Source organism: Bradyrhizobium sp. WSM1743, from assembly GCF_000473065.1.
Taxonomy (GTDB): domain Bacteria; phylum Pseudomonadota; class Alphaproteobacteria; order Rhizobiales; family Xanthobacteraceae; genus Bradyrhizobium.
Genome location: NZ_AXAZ01000052.1, coordinates 12,467 through 27,236, shown reverse-complemented (window position 1 = coordinate 27,236; position 14,770 = coordinate 12,467). Strand labels below are relative to the sequence as shown.

Below are 14,770 nucleotides of genomic sequence, written 5' to 3'. Positions count from 1 at the left end.
GCGTCCGGCGAGGCTGGGCGTGATCAAACGTTGGAACTCAGGACGCGGGAGGCGCGCGGGGCTGGAACGCGGTGCCGGCCGATTTCAGATGGAGAAATTCCGCATCGGTGGTGCGGTGGAGCAGCTCGATCGCCTGCGGCAGCAGCAGCACGGGCGGTGTCGCGAACACGACGGCACCCGCCATCGCGACGACGGCGCAGATCGCGCAATTGTCCTCGCCCGGCTGCTCCCGGTCCGGGCCGGCGGGCGATTGCTTCTGGACCGCGGCGCGGTCGATCGCAGCCACGCCCTTGGCGCTATCCTTGGCGCCGTCGGTCTGCTGGGCTGAGGATTGGGCAAGGGGCGCGGCCTGCGCGAACCAGTGGCTGTGGCCGAACGTCAGCGCGAACTGCACCAGCATCGCGAACAACGCGAGCCGGGCACCGTGCCTGCTATTCGACCGGAACCACTTCATCTGGAAACGCTACCCCCACATCGGGGCGTCAATCCCAGGACGCCGCGATGTTATAGTGTAACATCGCCCGACCAGTCTGCCGATGTCAACCGCGAGCCGATCGGCGCATGCAGGCCGCCGACCCGATGTGTCGTTCGGGCAACTAGACTAGCTAGTCTGATGCGTGATGAGATGAGACTTGATCGTTTGCAACCAAGGAGGTGCGCTCCCTCCCCCGCTTGCGGGGGAGGGTTGGGGAGAGGGTGTCTCCGCGGGCGAGAACCCCCAAGAGGTGAGAAACCTCACCCGGCGCTTCGCCATAGCCGAGGCCTTGCCTCGGCGTCTCTTGAGATGACGGCCGCCGAAGGCGGCCTGCGCCTCTCCCGCAAGCAAGCGGGAGAGGTTGAACGAGCCCGCGAAGCCATCACGCTTTGGAAGTTTACCGCCCCTCGCGGACCCAGGTCGCGGCGAAGGCGCCGAGCAGCAGCAACAGGCCGATCAGGCCGGCGAAGATCGGCAGCACGCCGACGCCCTTGACGACGCTGGCGTCGCGCATCCGCACGCCCATCCAGCCGTCGCCGTGGAAGACGCTCGTCGAACGCACCGGCAGGATGCGCGGCAGCTCGATGCTTGAGCCGCTGGCCACGCGCACGGCGTCGCCGCCCGTTGCCTGGGTCAGCGGCCTCAAGGTATCGACCGTGGAGGTGACTTCCGAAAACTCCTTCGGATTGGTCGGGCCGACATTGATCAGCGCCTTCAGCGTGCCGTCGGTGGCCTGCCACAGGCCGAGCTCGTTGGCCGGCAGGCTGGCGCGCCACTCGCCGGGATCGCCGGGACTCAGCGTCAGATCCTGCGACACGCCCGACGGCGAGGTCACGCTCACCGGCTGGACGCTGTCCGCCATGGTCTGACGCACCACGATGAGGTCCTTGCCCTGCACCTGGAGACGTAGCGCCTCTTCGTCGAGATCAGGCTGCTTCATCAGCCAGTGCGACATCCGCCGGAGCAGGTCGAGATGCGGTCCGCCGCCCTCATAGCCGCGCGCCCACAGCCAGATGTGATCGGACAGCAAGAGCGCGACGCGGCCTTCGCCGAAGCGCGACAGGAACAGCAGCGGCTTGCCATCGACGCCGGTCATCACGGGCGGGTTGACCGCATTGCGGGTATCGACGGTGCGGAAAAAGCGGCTCCAGCGCGGCGGCTCGCTGCCGGAGCCTTCCAGCCCGCGCGTGACCGGATGGCGTTTGCCGATGTCGGACAGATGCGCATAGAACGGCTTCTCGGTGACGCCGACGGGTTCGGCCGGCAGTACCGAATCGAGCGGCGTGCGCCAGATGCTGCTGTTCGAGGCATAGTCGGGGCCGGCCGAGACCAGCACAGCGCCGCCTGCGCGCACATAACGCGCCATGTTCTCGAAATAAGGGATCGGCAGCACGCCCTGGCGGGCGTAGCGATCGAAGATGATCAGCTGGAATTCGTTGATGTGCTGCTGGAACAGCTCGCGGGTCGGAAACGCGATCAGCGAGAGTTCGTTGATCGGCGTGCCGTCCTGCTTCTCCGGCGGACGCAGAATGGTGAAATGCACGAGGTCGACGCTGGCGTCGGATTTGAGCAGATTGCGCCAGGTGCGCTCGCCCGAATGCGGCTCGCCCGAGACCAGCAGCACGCGCAGCTTGTCGCGCACGCCGTCGATGGCGACCACGGCGCGGTTGTTCACCGGCGTCAATTCGCGTTCGAGCGGCGAGGCCTCGATCTCGACGATGTTCGGGCCGGCGTGCTTGATGTCGACGTCGACGCTGGCGGCCTGGCCGCTCGACAACGTGCGCTCGTTGATGACCTCGCCGTCCCTGCGGACCGTGACCTTGGCGCGCTCGCCCGTGACGCCCTGGTCGTCGAGGCGGTAGCTGATGGTCTGGGTCTGCCCGACGATGCCGAAGCGCGGCGCCGCCGTGATCGCGATGCGGCGGTCGCGCTCGTCCTTCTGGCCCGTGACCAGCGCGTGCACCGGCGCCTGGAAACCGAGCGCGGCGGCGTTCGCGGGAATGTCATGGACGCGGCCGTCGGTGATCAGGAAAGCGCCGGCGACGCGGTCGACGGGGACGTCCGACAAGGCCGAGGCGAGGGCGCCGAACAGTTTTGTGCCGTCGGTCTCGCCGTCGGCCTGTCCGGCCTCGACGACGCGCACCTCAAGGCCCTTGATCTTCTTCAGGCTGTCGACCAGCGCTTCCTGCGCCGCTGCGGCCTCGCGATTGCGGCTGCCGAAGTTCTGGCTCGGGCTCTTGTCGACGACGATTGCGACGACCGAGGTGAGGGGATCGCGGTCCTCGCGTGTGAAGGAGGGATTGGCGAGCGCAAGCAGGAACAGCGCCAGCGCGGCCACGCGCACCGCGGCGCCGCGTGCACGCACCACCAGCAGCAGAAGCGCGATGACGACGATCGCGGCCAGCGCGAGCCACAGGACGATCGCGGGGACAAGCGGTGTGAATGCGATGCCGTAATTCATCAGACAGACCTATCAACGTCATTCCGGATCGGTCCGCTGGACCGAATCCGGAACCTCGAGATTCCCCGGTGCGCAATGCGCACCTGTGGTCTGGTCCTTCGGACCATCCCGGAATGACGGAGCGTGTGGATGAAGCTCGACATGAGCGTCTCTATTGCCCCAGCCGTTCGATCAGCGCCGGTGCGTGCACCTGGTCGGCCTTGTAGTTGCCGGTCAGCGTGTACATCACGATGTTGGCGCCGGCGCGGTAGGCGAATTCGCGCTGGCGGCTGTCGCCGCCGGTCACCGGCAGCATGGCCTGTCCGTCGGGCCGCACGGCCCAGGCGCCGGCAAGATCGTTCGAGGTGATGATGATCGGCGAGACGCCGTCGCCGCCGCGGGCCGGCCGCTGCGCGCTGTCCTCGTCGTCTTCGCGCGGCAACGTCTCGACCCAGGTCTGGCCGGCGGTGAAGCGGCCGGGGAAGTCGCGCAGCAGATAGAAGGTCTTGGTCAGCACGTGCTCGCGCGGCACCGGCTCGAGCTCGGGCACGTCGAGCGACGACAGGATCTCGCGCAGCGTCTGCATGCCCGGGGTCTGCGACGCCCCGTTTGCGCCGGGCGGTGCCTCGATCGCGTCCCGGGTGTCGAACAGCACGGTACCGCCCTGCTTCATGTAGGCGTCGATCTTGTTGATGGCGTCCTGCGGCGGCTTCGGCGCGCCCGGCACGATTGGCCAGTAGATCAGCGGGAAGAAGGCGAGCTCGTCGCGTGCGGGATCGACGCCGACGGGATCGCCGGCCTCCAGCGCCGTGCGCTGGGCCAGGAACAGCGTCAGCCCGTTCATCCCCGCTTTGACGATGGAATCGACGTCGGCATTGCCTGTCACGACATAGGCGAGGCGGGTCTGCGATACCGCCTTCATCGCGAACTCGTCGGGTACGCCATCGGCGCGCGACGGCGTGGGCGAGAGCGAGGCGAATCCTGCGAGCAGGGCGAGCACGATCATGGCGGGTGCGGCGCGGCGGCGCAGCAGCGCGGCAATTCCGCCGCCGAGCACCGCGACGATGATGGCGTCGATCAGGAACAGCGCGAGCGCCGTCGACAGCAGCCAGCCGCGCAAGTCGCGCGGCTCGGCATTGGTGTAGGTGGCGTGCCGGGCGCGCAGGGCCGCGGTGTTCAGGGCCGCGATGCGGTCGGCGGCGGCAAGCGTGTTCACGGCAAGCGGTCCTTCTGCCGGACCATAGAAGCCGGGCGGATGGTCAGGTGTGGCGCGGTCGCGGTAATCCGCAGGCAGCGGCTTTGCGGTCGCCGGCGGCGGGCCGAAGGCGCCAAATCCGTCGAGAATGTGCAGCGGTGCCACCGTTTCAGTGGTCGCTTCGCTGGCAACACCCGCGCCCGGCTTGGACGTGTAACCGGACATGTCGACCACCCGCCGCAGCATTTCGACGAAGGTGCCCGACATCGGCAGATCCGACCAGCGCATGTCGGCGCTGACGTGGAACAGGCTGACGATGCCCTTGCCGCGATGCTCGCCGGTCACGAGCGGCGTGCCGTCCTCCAGCGAGGCCCAGCTCTTGGTGGCGAGCACGGCATCCGGCTCGGCCAGCACCTGCCGGCTCACGGTGACGTCCTTGGGCACTGCGACGCCGGCAAACGGGCCATCGGCCGCGAAGGCGGCGAGATGCTGCGGCTTCTCCCAGGTCAGGCTGCCGCCGAGCGTGCGACCGCCCTTGCGCAGCTTCACCGGCACGAGATCGTCCTCGGCCTGCGCCAGCCTTGGCCCTGCGAACCGCACCAGCACGCCGCCCTGGTCGATCCAGGCATTGAGGCGCTCGCGGAGCTCAGGCGCGATGGTACCGACATCGGCGAGGATGATCATCGGCAGCTTCTGGTCCAAAAATTGCGTGATACCCTGCTGCGGCGAGCCCTTGTCGGCGAGCCGCACGTCGGCGAACGGAGCCAGCGCGCGGGTGAGATAGAAGGTCGGCGCCAGCAGCGGCTGCGCGGTCTCGCTGGTCGAGCCCGAGACGATGCCGATGGCGCGGCGGCGCCAGCGCTTGTCGAGCAGCTGCACCGCGCCGGCGGAGCGCTCGCCCGAGATCTCGAGCCGCGTGATGTCGTTGCGCAGCTCGACCGGCAGATCGAACGCCGCTTCGGTTTCCTTGTCCTGCGGACCGAACGAATAGCGGGCTTCGCCGATCGGCGATGCCTTCTGGTCCAGCGCGCGCACGGTGCCGACCGCGATGCCGCTATCGGTGCGCAGCACCTTCACCGTCATCTTCGCCGCGGCGTTCTCGGCGGCGACCAGGGCCAGCGGCGAGGAGGTGCCGCCTTCGAACACGGTCAGGCTGCGATCGCCGATGGTCTTGCCGAGGCCAGCCACGAAGTCCTCGCCACGGCCGGTGTCGACGCCGTCAGACAGCCAAGCGATCTCGCAGTCGCCGGTGACTTTGAGAAAACGCTCGACTGCAGCCAGCGTCTCGACGCGGTCGATCGAATAGGGTTTTGGCGCCAGTTGCCGCAGCGCGACGCGCGCCGCCCCTGCCGGCATCAGGGTGATGTCGCGGTTCGGCTCGGACAGCGGCACCAGCGCGATGCCGCGGCCGTCGTTGTCGGCGTTGGCGATCAGCTCGTCGGCGGCCCTGATCCTGACGTCCCAGTGCGATGCGGCGCTCCAGCCGTCGTCGAACATGATCATCAGCGGCGCCTTGCTGCCGGCGAGGCCGGTTTGCGGATTCCAGATCGGGCCGGCGGCGGCGAAGATCACCAGCGCGGCGGCGAGCAGGCGGAGCGCGGTCAGCCACCACGGCGTCCGTGACGGCGTCTCTTCGCGCGGCGTGATGTCGAACAACAGCCGCGTCGGCGGAAACTCGATCCGGCGCGGCCGCGGCGGCATCACGCGGAGCAGCCACCACAGCACGGGCAGGCTGACGAGGCCGATCAGGAGCAGCGGTTGCGTGAAGGCGAGCGGCAATCCCATCATGCGGCCGGCCCCGCCTTGATGGTGGTGGTGCGGGCGCCCGACTTGCTCACCTGCATGCCTGCATGCAGGAACAGCAGCAGCTCGGCGGCCGAGCGGTCGGTCGCGTGCGTCGTGAACAGCCAGTCCAGGTTGTTGGTCTCGGCGCGGATCTGGTCGCGATGCAGCGCGAGCCGCACAGCGTAATCCTGTGCCCAGCTCTCGGCGCGGCCGGCGGTGATCACGCCGAAGCCTTCGGGCTCGACGAACTCGATGCGGCCGGAATAGGGGAACGACTCCTCGGCGGGATCGACGACCTGCACCATCGTGCCATGTGCGCCGGAGCCGGAGAGCCCCGCGAGCGTCGTCCTGATCTCGGAGATCGGCGACCAGAAATCCGACAGCACGATGATCTCGGCCAGTGCCGCGGGCACGAAGGACGGCGGCAGGCTCAGCCGGTCGCCATCGTCATGCAGCATCGCCTGCGCCATCTTGTCGATCACGCTGCGGCTTGCGGTCGGCGCCATCAGTCCGGGAATGCCGACGCGCTCACCGCCGGCGACGAGCAGCTCGGCCAGCGCGAAGGCGACGATCAGCGTCCGCTCGAGCTTGGACTCGCGCGCAGTCTTCGAGGCGAACGCCATCGAGGGCGAGCGGTCCGGCCAGATCCAGACCGTGTGCGAAGCTTCCCATTCGAGCTCGCGGACATAGAGATGGTCGTCGCGCGCCGAGCGGCGCCAGTCGACATTCTGCGACGGCTCGCCCGAGACGAAGCGGCGGTACTGCCAGAAATTTTCGCCGGAGCCGGCGCGGCGCCTTCCATGCAGGCCGTGGATGACGTTGGCGGCGACGCGGCGGGCCTCAAGCACCAGGCGCGGCAGCGAAGCGGCGAGCGTGCGGCTTTCGCCATCGGCACGTCGGATCGCCAGTGTCTCCTTCGCTGCGGACCCGTTCTCTGCTGCCATCAACCGATCCGTGTCTTCAATTGCCGGATCACGTCCGGAATCGTGCGGCCTTCGGCGCGCGCCTGGAACGTCAGCGCCATGCGGTGCTTCAGCACGGGTTCGGCAAGGTCGAGCACGTCGTCGACCGAAGGCGCGAGGCGTCCGTCGATCAGCGCACGCGCGCGCACCGCCAGCATCAAGGATTGGCTGGCGCGCGGGCCGGGTCCCCAGGCGATGAACTTGCCGGCTTCGCCGGCATCCGGACCCGGGCGGGCCGAGCGCACCAGCGACAGGATCGCCTCCACCACGGAATCGCCGACCGGCAGGCGCCGGATCAGCCGCTGCGCGGCGATCAGCGCATCGGGCGTCATCGCGCCCCTGGCCAGCGTCTCCTCCGCGCCGGTGGTCTCGAACAGGATGCGGCGTTCGGCATCGCGATCGGGATAGTCGACGTCGATCTCCATCAGGAAGCGGTCGAGCTGCGCTTCCGGCAGCGGATAGGTGCCTTCCTGCTCCAGCGGGTTTTGCGTCGCGAGCACGTGGAAAGGCTTCGGCAGATCGTGGCGCGCACCGGCAACGGTGATGTGCTGCTCCTGCATGGCCTGCAGGAGCGCCGACTGCGTGCGGGGGCTGGCGCGGTTGATCTCGTCGGCCATCAGGAGCTGCGCGAACACGGGCCCGGCAATGAAGCGGAACGCGCGCCTGCCCGCGGTGCTCTCGTCCAGCACCTCGGCGCCGAGGATGTCCGAGGGCATCAGGTCGGGCGTGAACTGGATGCGCTTGGCATCGAGACCGAGCGTGACGCCGAGCGTCTCGACCAGCTTGGTCTTGGCGAGACCGGGCACTCCGATCAAGAGCGCATGGCCGCCGGAGAGGATGGTGACCAGCGTGTTCTCGATCACGCGATCCTGGCCGAAGATGACGGAGGCGATCGCGTCCTTGGCCGCGCGAATCTGGCTCGACACCTGTTCGGCCGAACGGACGATCCCGTCCTCGAGTTTCTCGACACTCTCCGCCATTCGCTCGCTCCTTCAGCCTGCCACGCGGCTTGCTTGCACCGTCAGGTCAGCACGTCACGTCAGGTCATCACGTCAGATCATGGGCCCTATGCTAGACTTGCAGGAAGGCCATGTATTCGTTGAATTAACCTATCCCCACCTTATCGGCTTCGGGGTATGTACGGCATCACGAAGTGGCGACCTCCACACCGGACTATTCCGTATGGAACCGCGCACCCGAGTACAACGTAGACCTGCACCAATCGTGCCAATGACAAAGTCAGGGCAAACCATGGCGAACCAAGGGCAGAGCGCCGATCGCGGTCTTGAAGGGCTGACTGCCGCTGCCAAAAGCGCTGCCAATGCCGAAGGCGCCAAAAAGGGCCTGCCTCCGGTGCATTTGTGGAATCCGCCGTTTTGCGGCGATCTCGACATCCGAATCGCGTCCGATGGTACTTGGTTCTACATGGGGACGCCAATCGGGCGTCACGCCCTCGTCCGGCTGTTCTCGACCATCCTCAAGCGCGAGGGCGACAAGCATTTCCTGGTCACTCCGGTGGAGAAGGTCGGCATCCGCGTCGATGATGCGCCGTTCATGGCGGTCGAGATGTTGAAAAGCGGCGAGGACAACCATCGCGTGCTGAGCTTCCGCACCAATGTCGACGACTGGGTGATTTGCGATGCCGCGCACCGGCTGCGTTTCGAGCAGGCGCAAGACGGCGGGCTGACGCCTTACTTGCACGTCCGCGCCGACCTCTGGGCCAAGGTCACAAGGGCGCTCTATTACGATCTGGTTGACATGGGCGAGGAGCGGATGGTCGATGGCCAGCCGATGTTCGGTGTCGAGTCGGCCGGCGAATTCTTCGCCATGGCCGATGCGGAGCAGGTGAGGGCCGCGCTTTGAACAAGCCTATTCCCAGGAGCGAGGCTGAAGGTGATCCCGCCATCTTAGGCGCGGCGGATTTCTTCGCCCGCTCCAGGGCGAGGCTCGGCTTCGACGTGCCGCCCGGCCTCTATGACCCCAACATCATCCCCGCCTCGGGCGATCCGGGGACCGACAAGATGCTCGAGATCATCGCGCGCGAGCAGCCTGTGCGCCCCGCAGCGGTCCTGATCGCGGTGGTCGATCATCCCGAGCCGACCATCCTCCTGACGCAGCGCTCGGCGCATCTCAACGACCATGCCGGCCAGATCGCGTTTCCCGGCGGCAAGATCGACGCGACCGATGCCTCGCCGCTCGATGCGGCGCTGCGCGAGGCCGAGGAGGAGGTCGGGCTCTCCAGGGACTTCATCGAACCGCTCGGCTATCTCGATCTCTACGGCACCGCCTTCGGCTTCCGCATCCTGCCGACGGTGGCGAAGGTCAGGCCCGGCTTTTCGCTCACCATCAACCATTCCGAGGTTGATGATGCGTTCGAGGTGCCGCTATCCTTCCTGATGAATCCGGTGAACCACCAGGTGCACAGCAAGGAATTCCGCGGCATGCCGCGGTCCTACTACGCGATGCCGTTCGCGGAACGCTACATCTGGGGGGCGACGGCGGGAATGTTGCGTGTGCTGTATGAGCGGATCTATTCATCATGATCCGGACGGTTCTGACCGAGATCGGAATCTTCCTCATCCCCTTTGCCGTCTATGCGCTGTTCCTGGCCGCCACGCGCTCCGGCCTGTTCGCACGATCCTCCTGGCCGGTCGCGATCGTCGCGCGCCTCGTCCTGGTCGCGCTCGCGCTCGTCATCGCGGGCCTGATCGGCCTCGCGCATTTCTCCGGCGCGCCGCCGGATTCGACCTACGTTCCCGCCCATATCGAGAACGGCAAGCTCGTGCCGGGCGTGGAAAAATAGGGGCCGATCGATGAGCGCGGAGCCTTTACTTGCCCATGCGCCCTGGCTGACTGCAGGCGGGACCGCGCGTGTCCTGGAGCTGCTCAGCGCTGATGGCGAGGAGGCGCGGGTGGTCGGCGGCGCCGTGCGCAATGCACTGCTCGGCCTTAAGCCTGGTGACATCGACATCGCGACCACGGCGCTGCCGGAGGAGGTGATGCGGCGCGCCAAGGCCGCCGGCATCAAGGGCGTGCCGACCGGCATCGACCACGGCACCGTCACGCTCGTCATCGACGGGCATCCCTATGAAATCACGACGCTGCGCGAGGACACCGAAACCTTCGGCCGCAAGGCCACGGTCGCGTTCGGCCGCGACTGGGTGAAGGATGCCGAGCGGCGCGACTTCACCATGAACGGCTTGTCCGTCGATGCTGATGGTGTCGTCTACGACTATGTCGGCGGCATCGCGGATGCCAAAGCCCGCCGCGTGCGCTTCATCGGCGATCCCGACCAGCGCATCGCCGAGGATTATTTGCGCATCCTGCGCTTCTTCCGCATCCACGCCGCCTTCGGCGCCGGCGAGCCCGACCGCGACGGCTATCTCGCCTGCATCCGCGGACGCGCAGGGCTAGCCAGCCTCTCGGCCGAGCGGGTGCGCATGGAGATGCTGAAGCTGCTGGTGCCCGGCGGTGCAGCCGCGGCCGTGCTGGCCATGGCCGAGGGCGGATTGCTGCAAGCGCTGATCGGCGGCGTGGTCTATACGGGCCCCCTGGCGACGATGATCGCGATCGAGCGCGAGCTCGGCCTCGCCGCGAGCAGCACGCGACGCCTGGCCGCGCTGACGGTCGCCGTGACCGAAGATGCCAAGCGCGTCGCCGTGCGCTTGCGGCTCTCCAATGCCGAGGCCAAGGCGCTGGATTCGATGGGGCACCGCTGGTGGCGCTTCGCCACCAAGGACGAAGCCAATGCACGGCGGTTGCTCTACCGGCTCGGAGCCGAGCGCTATCACGATCGCGTGTTGCTGGGCTGGGCGAGGAACGGCGGCGATGTCGCCTCGCCGCGCTGGCGTGCGCTCGCCGAGCTGCCGCAGCGCTGGACCGCGCCGAAATTTCCGCTGAAGGCCGCCGACTTCATCGCACGCGGCCTGGCGGAAGGACCTGCGCTCGGACATGTGTTGACACTTGCCGAGGACGCTTGGCTTGCGGCGGATTTTCCACTAGAGGAAGCCGCGCTCGCTGCCATCGCCGATCAAGCTGCGGCTCGCATCAGCCGCGACGAGAGAAGGTGACCATCGTTTCAGGCTTCGCCGACATCTCGATTTTCCAGCTCCTGCTGGTCGCGTTGATGGCGTTGTTTGCTTCGATCGTCGGTGGTCTCGCCGGCTACGGCACCGGCGCCCTGATGCCCTTGGTGCTGGTGCCGCTGGTCGGCGCCGAGCCGGTGGTGCCGATCATCGCGATCTCCGCGATGCTGACCAATGCGAGCCGGGCTCTTGCCTATGTCCGCTATGCCGACCGCCGCCGCGCGCTGATCGTGCTCGCCTGCGCCGCGCTGACGACGGCGCTCGGCGCCTACGGCTACACGCGCCTCACCAATGCCGGCGCGGCGCTCGTGATCGGCACCATGCTGATCCTGAGCGTGCCGCTGCGCCGCGTGCTCCGCCGCCGAGATGTCAGGATTGGCGACAGCAGCCTCGCCGCCGGCTCGGTCGGCTACGGCGTCCTGGTCGGCGGTACCTCGGGCTCCGGCGTGATCCTGCTCTCGCTCCTGATGGCCGCAGGCCTCGAAGGCGCCGCGGTGATCGCGACCGACGCGATGATCTCGCTCGGCACCGGCCTGATCAAGATCTCGGTGTTTGGGCTGGCCGGTGCCGTCACCGCGCAGGTGCTCGCCTTCGCGCTGCTGATCGGCGCCATCGCCATCCCCGGCGCGTTCCTCGCAAAAGCGTTCGTCGAGCGGATGCCGGTGCACATCCACACGGCCATTCTCGACGTCGCCGTCATCACCGGCGGGCTGGTGATGATCTCGGCGGCAGCGAGGCAGCTGATCTGATACACGGTCGAGGCACCGGTTCGCCCGGCGCGTCCGCACTGGTCACCAATTTCGTGTCTGCCCCCGCCGGAAAAGGGATAGAGTGCCCCAGCGTCACATCCGAGGAGCAACAGGAGGTGAGCATGACTCTCATATGGCTTGGTGTTCTCCTTGTTTTCGGCGGCGTGCTCCAAATGGCGTTTCAGCCCATCTGGCGAGGCCGATTCAGCGGTGGAAAGTGGCTTCGCTCCGGGCGTGACACGCTGGAGCCTGAAAGGCCAGGGAGCGGCTTCGGCATCAGATCGAACTGGCCTGGACTTGCGATGGTCGTGCTAGGCGGCGTCTTCTTGCTGGCCGGAACCGCCATCTGAGTTGAAAGCAGACAAGCCTTTGCAAGATACGCGACAGCCGAACCCCGTCGAGCTTGGCCAGGCAGTGACGGAAGCGCAGCGACGTTGGTGGTGAACTCTTAGCCAGTGTTTCTGACCGCCTCAGCCAGAATGGCGTAAAGCTGCTGCTTGCTGAATTCCTTGGGCTGCTGCCTCTCCGCTGTGTTCCGCGACACCTTCTGTGCAGCTGGACGTGCGCAGTCTGCCGACGACGTCGGCCTCAGCTTCGGGGCCGACCTTATCTTGGGTCTCGCCGTGGGCGGCTTGTGGCCACGCTTCAGGCCCTGACGGGTCAGCATGCCGCAGACCGCGTTACGACTGCACCCGAGACGGCGCGCGATCTGCGCCGCGCTCTGTCCTTCGGACCAGAGCCTATTGAGGAGCGCTATGTCTTTCGCATCCCAGCCCATGGGAGACAATATATCGCGGACTGCCGAGCGCGCGCCAGCCTAGTCTTCGTCCGGCTCGCGCACGACCGCCGGTTCGTCAGCGTCATCTTCTTCCTCCTCGTCCTCCTCGTCCTCTTCGTCTTCATCGGGATCTCTTGGCGGCATCGCGGTGCCCGTAAGCACAAGCGGTGTCCAGCCGACCGCCGTGGTGGAAAATGTTTCGGTGGTGTGTTGCTTCATGTTGTTGCTACTCCTCGAAAACTACGCGCAGTCGCATTTCCCCGGCCAACGACCTGCAGATGCCCAGGGCGCGATCGCTGCAAAGCCGATGCGGATCACGTTGATTGCATCAGCAGCAGGCGGCACCCCATGCAGCTGGCAGCGCTTTCGGCTACTCTATGCCCAAGGACCCGTTAGGCTCTATGTTCACCAAAACCTCCCCGGTGGTGATTTCGGGAACTCCAAGATCGAGGTCATGAAGACTCGCCTGAACAAACGCCAGTATCTTGGCGTTCGCTGCATTGGCGCTTTCGCGGTCGTCAAATATCATCACGGCGATACCAACACCGTCGCCCGCATCCAGCACATAATAAGATCTGAATCCGTGCGATTGCCTCAGGATCTCGCCGACGCCGCTCTTGGCGCGGCGAGCGGCGTCCGCTACCGAGCGAACCTTGGTGTACTTGCGAATGACCATGTACATCGGGGCACCACGCGCCATACGCCCCCCTGCATCAAAGCATATCGGTCCCAATCGGACCAGAGCCTACTTCCGGGCTGGGTCACAGCGTCCGGTTGGACGGAGCGCGCAACGCGCCTTTTCCATTGAGTCATCCTCGCCCCACAAGCGGGGGCGAGGTGCCGAGGCTCAGGAGCCCTCGAACTTGAACGATACGTTGAGCTTGGCGCGATAGGCCTCGACTTTTCCCTTGTCATCCAGCTGCATATCGAGCTTGACGACCTCTGCAACGCGAAGATCTCGAAGAGATTTTGCAGCTTGCTCGACCGCATTGGCGGCCGCCTTCTCCCAGGAGTCGGCGCTGGTACCGACCAGTTCAATGACCTTGTAGACGCTGTCAGGCATGTCGTTCCTCCTGTTCGGTAGGAGCAGGGAAATCTAGCACCTGGATATTGACGGCGATACGGTCCCGGGGATGTCGCCCGGATCCGGGGAGGACAAACTGCCCTTGGCGGAGGGCGGCCTTGGCCCGAGCTAACTTGCTGGACAAGCGCCATCGTGTCCGCTCATAGCGGGTAGATGGGAAAGGGTCCGATTGGCTGTCACTTTCCTGTTTGGCCCAAGGGCGACGTCAGTAGCATCGCTCACACGACAACGACCAACCGCAATGTCTGCACGCTCCGCCTTAAGCTGGAGGTCCGGAAACTTGAAGTAGGTGCAGCCACCGAGGGCACCTGCATCGCTTTCAAAGCCTAGCGCAGTAGTCGCCGGTATGCCAATTTGTGTTGAGCCAAACCCGCGGGAGGTCAGCATGCGAACGATCATAGTGGGAGCACTTTGCGCGATCGCAATGGTCGCGAGCGCACATGCAGCGATCAGGGAAGAGCCGGTCACCTACACGGATGGCGAGACCACGATGAAGGGCTTCGTTGTCTACGATGACGCGACCCAGGCCAAGCGGCCCGGCGTCGTCATGGTGCACGAATGGTGGGGCATCACCAAGCATATCCATAACGAGGCACGGAAATTCGCGGAGCAGGGCTACACGGCGTTCATTGCGGATATGTACGGCGATGGCAGGACCGCCGACAACCCGAAGGACGCCGGCGCGCTCTCGGGGGCGGTGATGAAGGACCCGAAGGCGATGGAGGCGCGGTTCAACGCAGCGCGGGAGCAACTCGCCAAGCAGGCTTCGGTCAATCCCCAGCGGATCGGCGCAGTTGGTTACTGCTTCGGCGGCGCGGTGGTGCTGAACATGGGACGCGCCGGCGCTGATCTCGCCGTCGTTGCGGGCTTTCACGCGACACTTGGTCTCAATACTCCTGCACCGGCGCCGGGAACCGTCAAAGCTAAAATCCTCATTCTGAACGGCGCGGACGACCCGTTCGTGAAGCGCGAGCAGTACGATGCGCTTAAGAAGGATTTCGACGCAGCGAAGACCGATTATCGGATCATCGAGTATTCCGGTGCTGTGCACGCGTTCACGAACCCCGAAGCGACCGAACTCGGCAAGAAGTTCAATTTGCCGCTCAGATATGACGCAAAAGCTGATCAGGAAGCAAAGGCCGAAGCAGCCAAGTTCTTTGCCGCAAACCTTCAAAAATAATCAAAAGGGCCACCGCGGCGTGGCCCTTTCTTCTTTA

The 14,770-nt window shown here is 66.1% G+C and carries 15 protein-coding genes; 6 read left to right on the top strand and 9 right to left on the bottom strand.

Features of this window, described 5'->3' with window-relative positions; genetic code table 11:
- Window positions 1–37 precede the first annotated feature (37 nt).
- The 5 genes from YU9_RS0126595 to YU9_RS0126575 form a co-directional block, all read right to left on the bottom strand.
- Entirely contained in the window at window positions 38–454 is a 417-nt protein-coding gene (locus YU9_RS0126595) for a DUF2946 family protein (RefSeq protein ID WP_027575532.1), read from the bottom strand.
- 418 nt (window positions 455–872) lie between these two features.
- A complete protein-coding gene (locus tag YU9_RS0126590; protein WP_027575531.1) occupies window positions 873–2,936 on the bottom strand; it encodes a membrane protein in 2,064 nt (687 codons plus the stop codon).
- Window positions 2,937–3,087: 151 nt separating this feature from the next.
- Window positions 3,088–5,898, bottom strand: a complete 2,811-nt coding sequence (locus tag YU9_RS0126585; protein ID WP_027575530.1) for a DUF4159 domain-containing protein — start codon at window positions 5,896–5,898, stop codon at window positions 3,088–3,090.
- Window positions 5,895–6,839 carry a DUF58 domain-containing protein gene (locus tag YU9_RS0126580; RefSeq protein WP_027575529.1) on the bottom strand — a complete coding sequence of 315 codons (945 nt, stop codon included), beginning with the start codon at window positions 6,837–6,839 and terminating at the stop codon, window positions 5,895–5,897. The genes YU9_RS0126585 and YU9_RS0126580 overlap by 4 nt, the downstream gene beginning before the upstream one ends.
- On the bottom strand, window positions 6,839–7,837 hold the full coding sequence (locus tag YU9_RS0126575) for a MoxR family ATPase (protein ID WP_027575528.1): 999 nt from the start codon (window positions 7,835–7,837) through the stop codon (window positions 6,839–6,841). The genes YU9_RS0126580 and YU9_RS0126575 overlap by 1 nt, the downstream gene beginning before the upstream one ends.
- 271 nt (window positions 7,838–8,108) lie before the next feature.
- Here YU9_RS0126575 and YU9_RS0126570 point away from each other — a divergent pair, with 271 nt between their 5' ends.
- From YU9_RS0126570 to YU9_RS0126550, 5 genes are read left to right on the top strand one after another with little or no spacing between them, the layout of a single operon-like run.
- Window positions 8,109–8,720: a DUF1285 domain-containing protein gene (locus YU9_RS0126570; RefSeq protein ID WP_027575527.1), complete on the top strand. Its 612-nt coding sequence runs from the start codon at window positions 8,109–8,111 to the stop codon at window positions 8,718–8,720.
- On the top strand, window positions 8,717–9,400 hold the full coding sequence (locus YU9_RS0126565) for a CoA pyrophosphatase (protein ID WP_027575526.1): 684 nt from the start codon (window positions 8,717–8,719) through the stop codon (window positions 9,398–9,400). Before YU9_RS0126570 ends, YU9_RS0126565 begins: the two co-directional genes overlap by 4 nt.
- Window positions 9,397–9,660, top strand: a complete 264-nt coding sequence (locus YU9_RS0126560; protein WP_027575525.1) for a DUF6111 family protein — start codon at window positions 9,397–9,399, stop codon at window positions 9,658–9,660. Before YU9_RS0126565 ends, YU9_RS0126560 begins: the two co-directional genes overlap by 4 nt.
- 10 nt (window positions 9,661–9,670) lie before the next feature.
- Window positions 9,671–10,927, top strand: coding sequence for a CCA tRNA nucleotidyltransferase (locus tag YU9_RS0126555; protein ID WP_027575524.1), 1,257 nt, complete (start codon window positions 9,671–9,673; stop codon window positions 10,925–10,927).
- Window positions 10,924–11,691, top strand: coding sequence for a sulfite exporter TauE/SafE family protein (locus tag YU9_RS0126550; protein WP_027575523.1), 768 nt, complete (start codon window positions 10,924–10,926; stop codon window positions 11,689–11,691). The genes YU9_RS0126555 and YU9_RS0126550 overlap by 4 nt, the downstream gene beginning before the upstream one ends.
- Before the next feature lie 448 nt (window positions 11,692–12,139).
- On the opposite strand, the gene YU9_RS0126540 is transcribed toward YU9_RS0126550, so the two are convergent.
- The 4 genes from YU9_RS0126540 to YU9_RS0126525 form a co-directional block, all read right to left on the bottom strand.
- Window positions 12,140–12,469 (bottom strand): GcrA family cell cycle regulator, encoded by a 330-nt coding sequence (locus tag YU9_RS0126540; protein WP_027575521.1) that lies wholly within the window; start codon window positions 12,467–12,469, stop codon window positions 12,140–12,142.
- A 39-nt stretch (window positions 12,470–12,508) separates the two neighbouring features.
- A complete protein-coding gene (locus tag YU9_RS0126535; protein ID WP_027575520.1) occupies window positions 12,509–12,688 on the bottom strand; it encodes a hypothetical protein in 180 nt (59 codons plus the stop codon).
- 151 nt (window positions 12,689–12,839) lie between these two features.
- Entirely contained in the window at window positions 12,840–13,151 is a 312-nt protein-coding gene (locus YU9_RS0126530; RefSeq protein WP_027575519.1) for a hypothetical protein, read from the bottom strand.
- 165 nt (window positions 13,152–13,316) lie between these two features.
- The gene (locus YU9_RS0126525) at window positions 13,317–13,532 is read right to left on the bottom strand and encodes a dodecin family protein (RefSeq protein ID WP_027575518.1); all 216 of its coding nucleotides are present in this window, start codon (window positions 13,530–13,532) and stop codon (window positions 13,317–13,319) included.
- Window positions 13,533–13,938: 406 nt separating this feature from the next.
- Between YU9_RS0126525 and YU9_RS0126520 the strand changes: the two genes are divergently transcribed.
- On the top strand, window positions 13,939–14,733 hold the full coding sequence (locus tag YU9_RS0126520; protein ID WP_027575517.1) for a dienelactone hydrolase family protein: 795 nt from the start codon (window positions 13,939–13,941) through the stop codon (window positions 14,731–14,733).
- The last annotated feature ends 37 nt before the right edge of the window (window positions 14,734–14,770 follow it).

Coding starts and splice junctions, on each gene's coding strand:
- YU9_RS0126555 (WP_027575524.1), top strand. CDS start 9,671: ATGAGCGCGGAGCCTTTACTTGCCCATGCGCCCTGGCTGACTGCAGGC.
- YU9_RS0126530 (WP_027575519.1), bottom strand. CDS start 13,151: ATGTACATGGTCATTCGCAAGTACACCAAGGTTCGCTCGGTAGCGGAC.
- YU9_RS0126525 (WP_027575518.1), bottom strand. CDS start 13,532: ATGCCTGACAGCGTCTACAAGGTCATTGAACTGGTCGGTACCAGCGCC.
- YU9_RS0126590 (WP_027575531.1), bottom strand. CDS start 2,936: ATGAATTACGGCATCGCATTCACACCGCTTGTCCCCGCGATCGTCCTG.
- YU9_RS0126535 (WP_027575520.1), bottom strand. CDS start 12,688: ATGAAGCAACACACCACCGAAACATTTTCCACCACGGCGGTCGGCTGG.
- YU9_RS0126575 (WP_027575528.1), bottom strand. CDS start 7,837: ATGGCGGAGAGTGTCGAGAAACTCGAGGACGGGATCGTCCGTTCGGCC.
- YU9_RS0126595 (WP_027575532.1), bottom strand. CDS start 454: ATGAAGTGGTTCCGGTCGAATAGCAGGCACGGTGCCCGGCTCGCGTTG.
- YU9_RS0126540 (WP_027575521.1), bottom strand. CDS start 12,469: ATGGGCTGGGATGCGAAAGACATAGCGCTCCTCAATAGGCTCTGGTCC.
- YU9_RS0126560 (WP_027575525.1), top strand. CDS start 9,397: ATGATCCGGACGGTTCTGACCGAGATCGGAATCTTCCTCATCCCCTTT.
- YU9_RS0126570 (WP_027575527.1), top strand. CDS start 8,109: ATGGCGAACCAAGGGCAGAGCGCCGATCGCGGTCTTGAAGGGCTGACT.
- YU9_RS0126520 (WP_027575517.1), top strand. CDS start 13,939: ATGCGAACGATCATAGTGGGAGCACTTTGCGCGATCGCAATGGTCGCG.
- YU9_RS0126580 (WP_027575529.1), bottom strand. CDS start 6,839: ATGGCAGCAGAGAACGGGTCCGCAGCGAAGGAGACACTGGCGATCCGA.
- YU9_RS0126585 (WP_027575530.1), bottom strand. CDS start 5,898: ATGATGGGATTGCCGCTCGCCTTCACGCAACCGCTGCTCCTGATCGGC.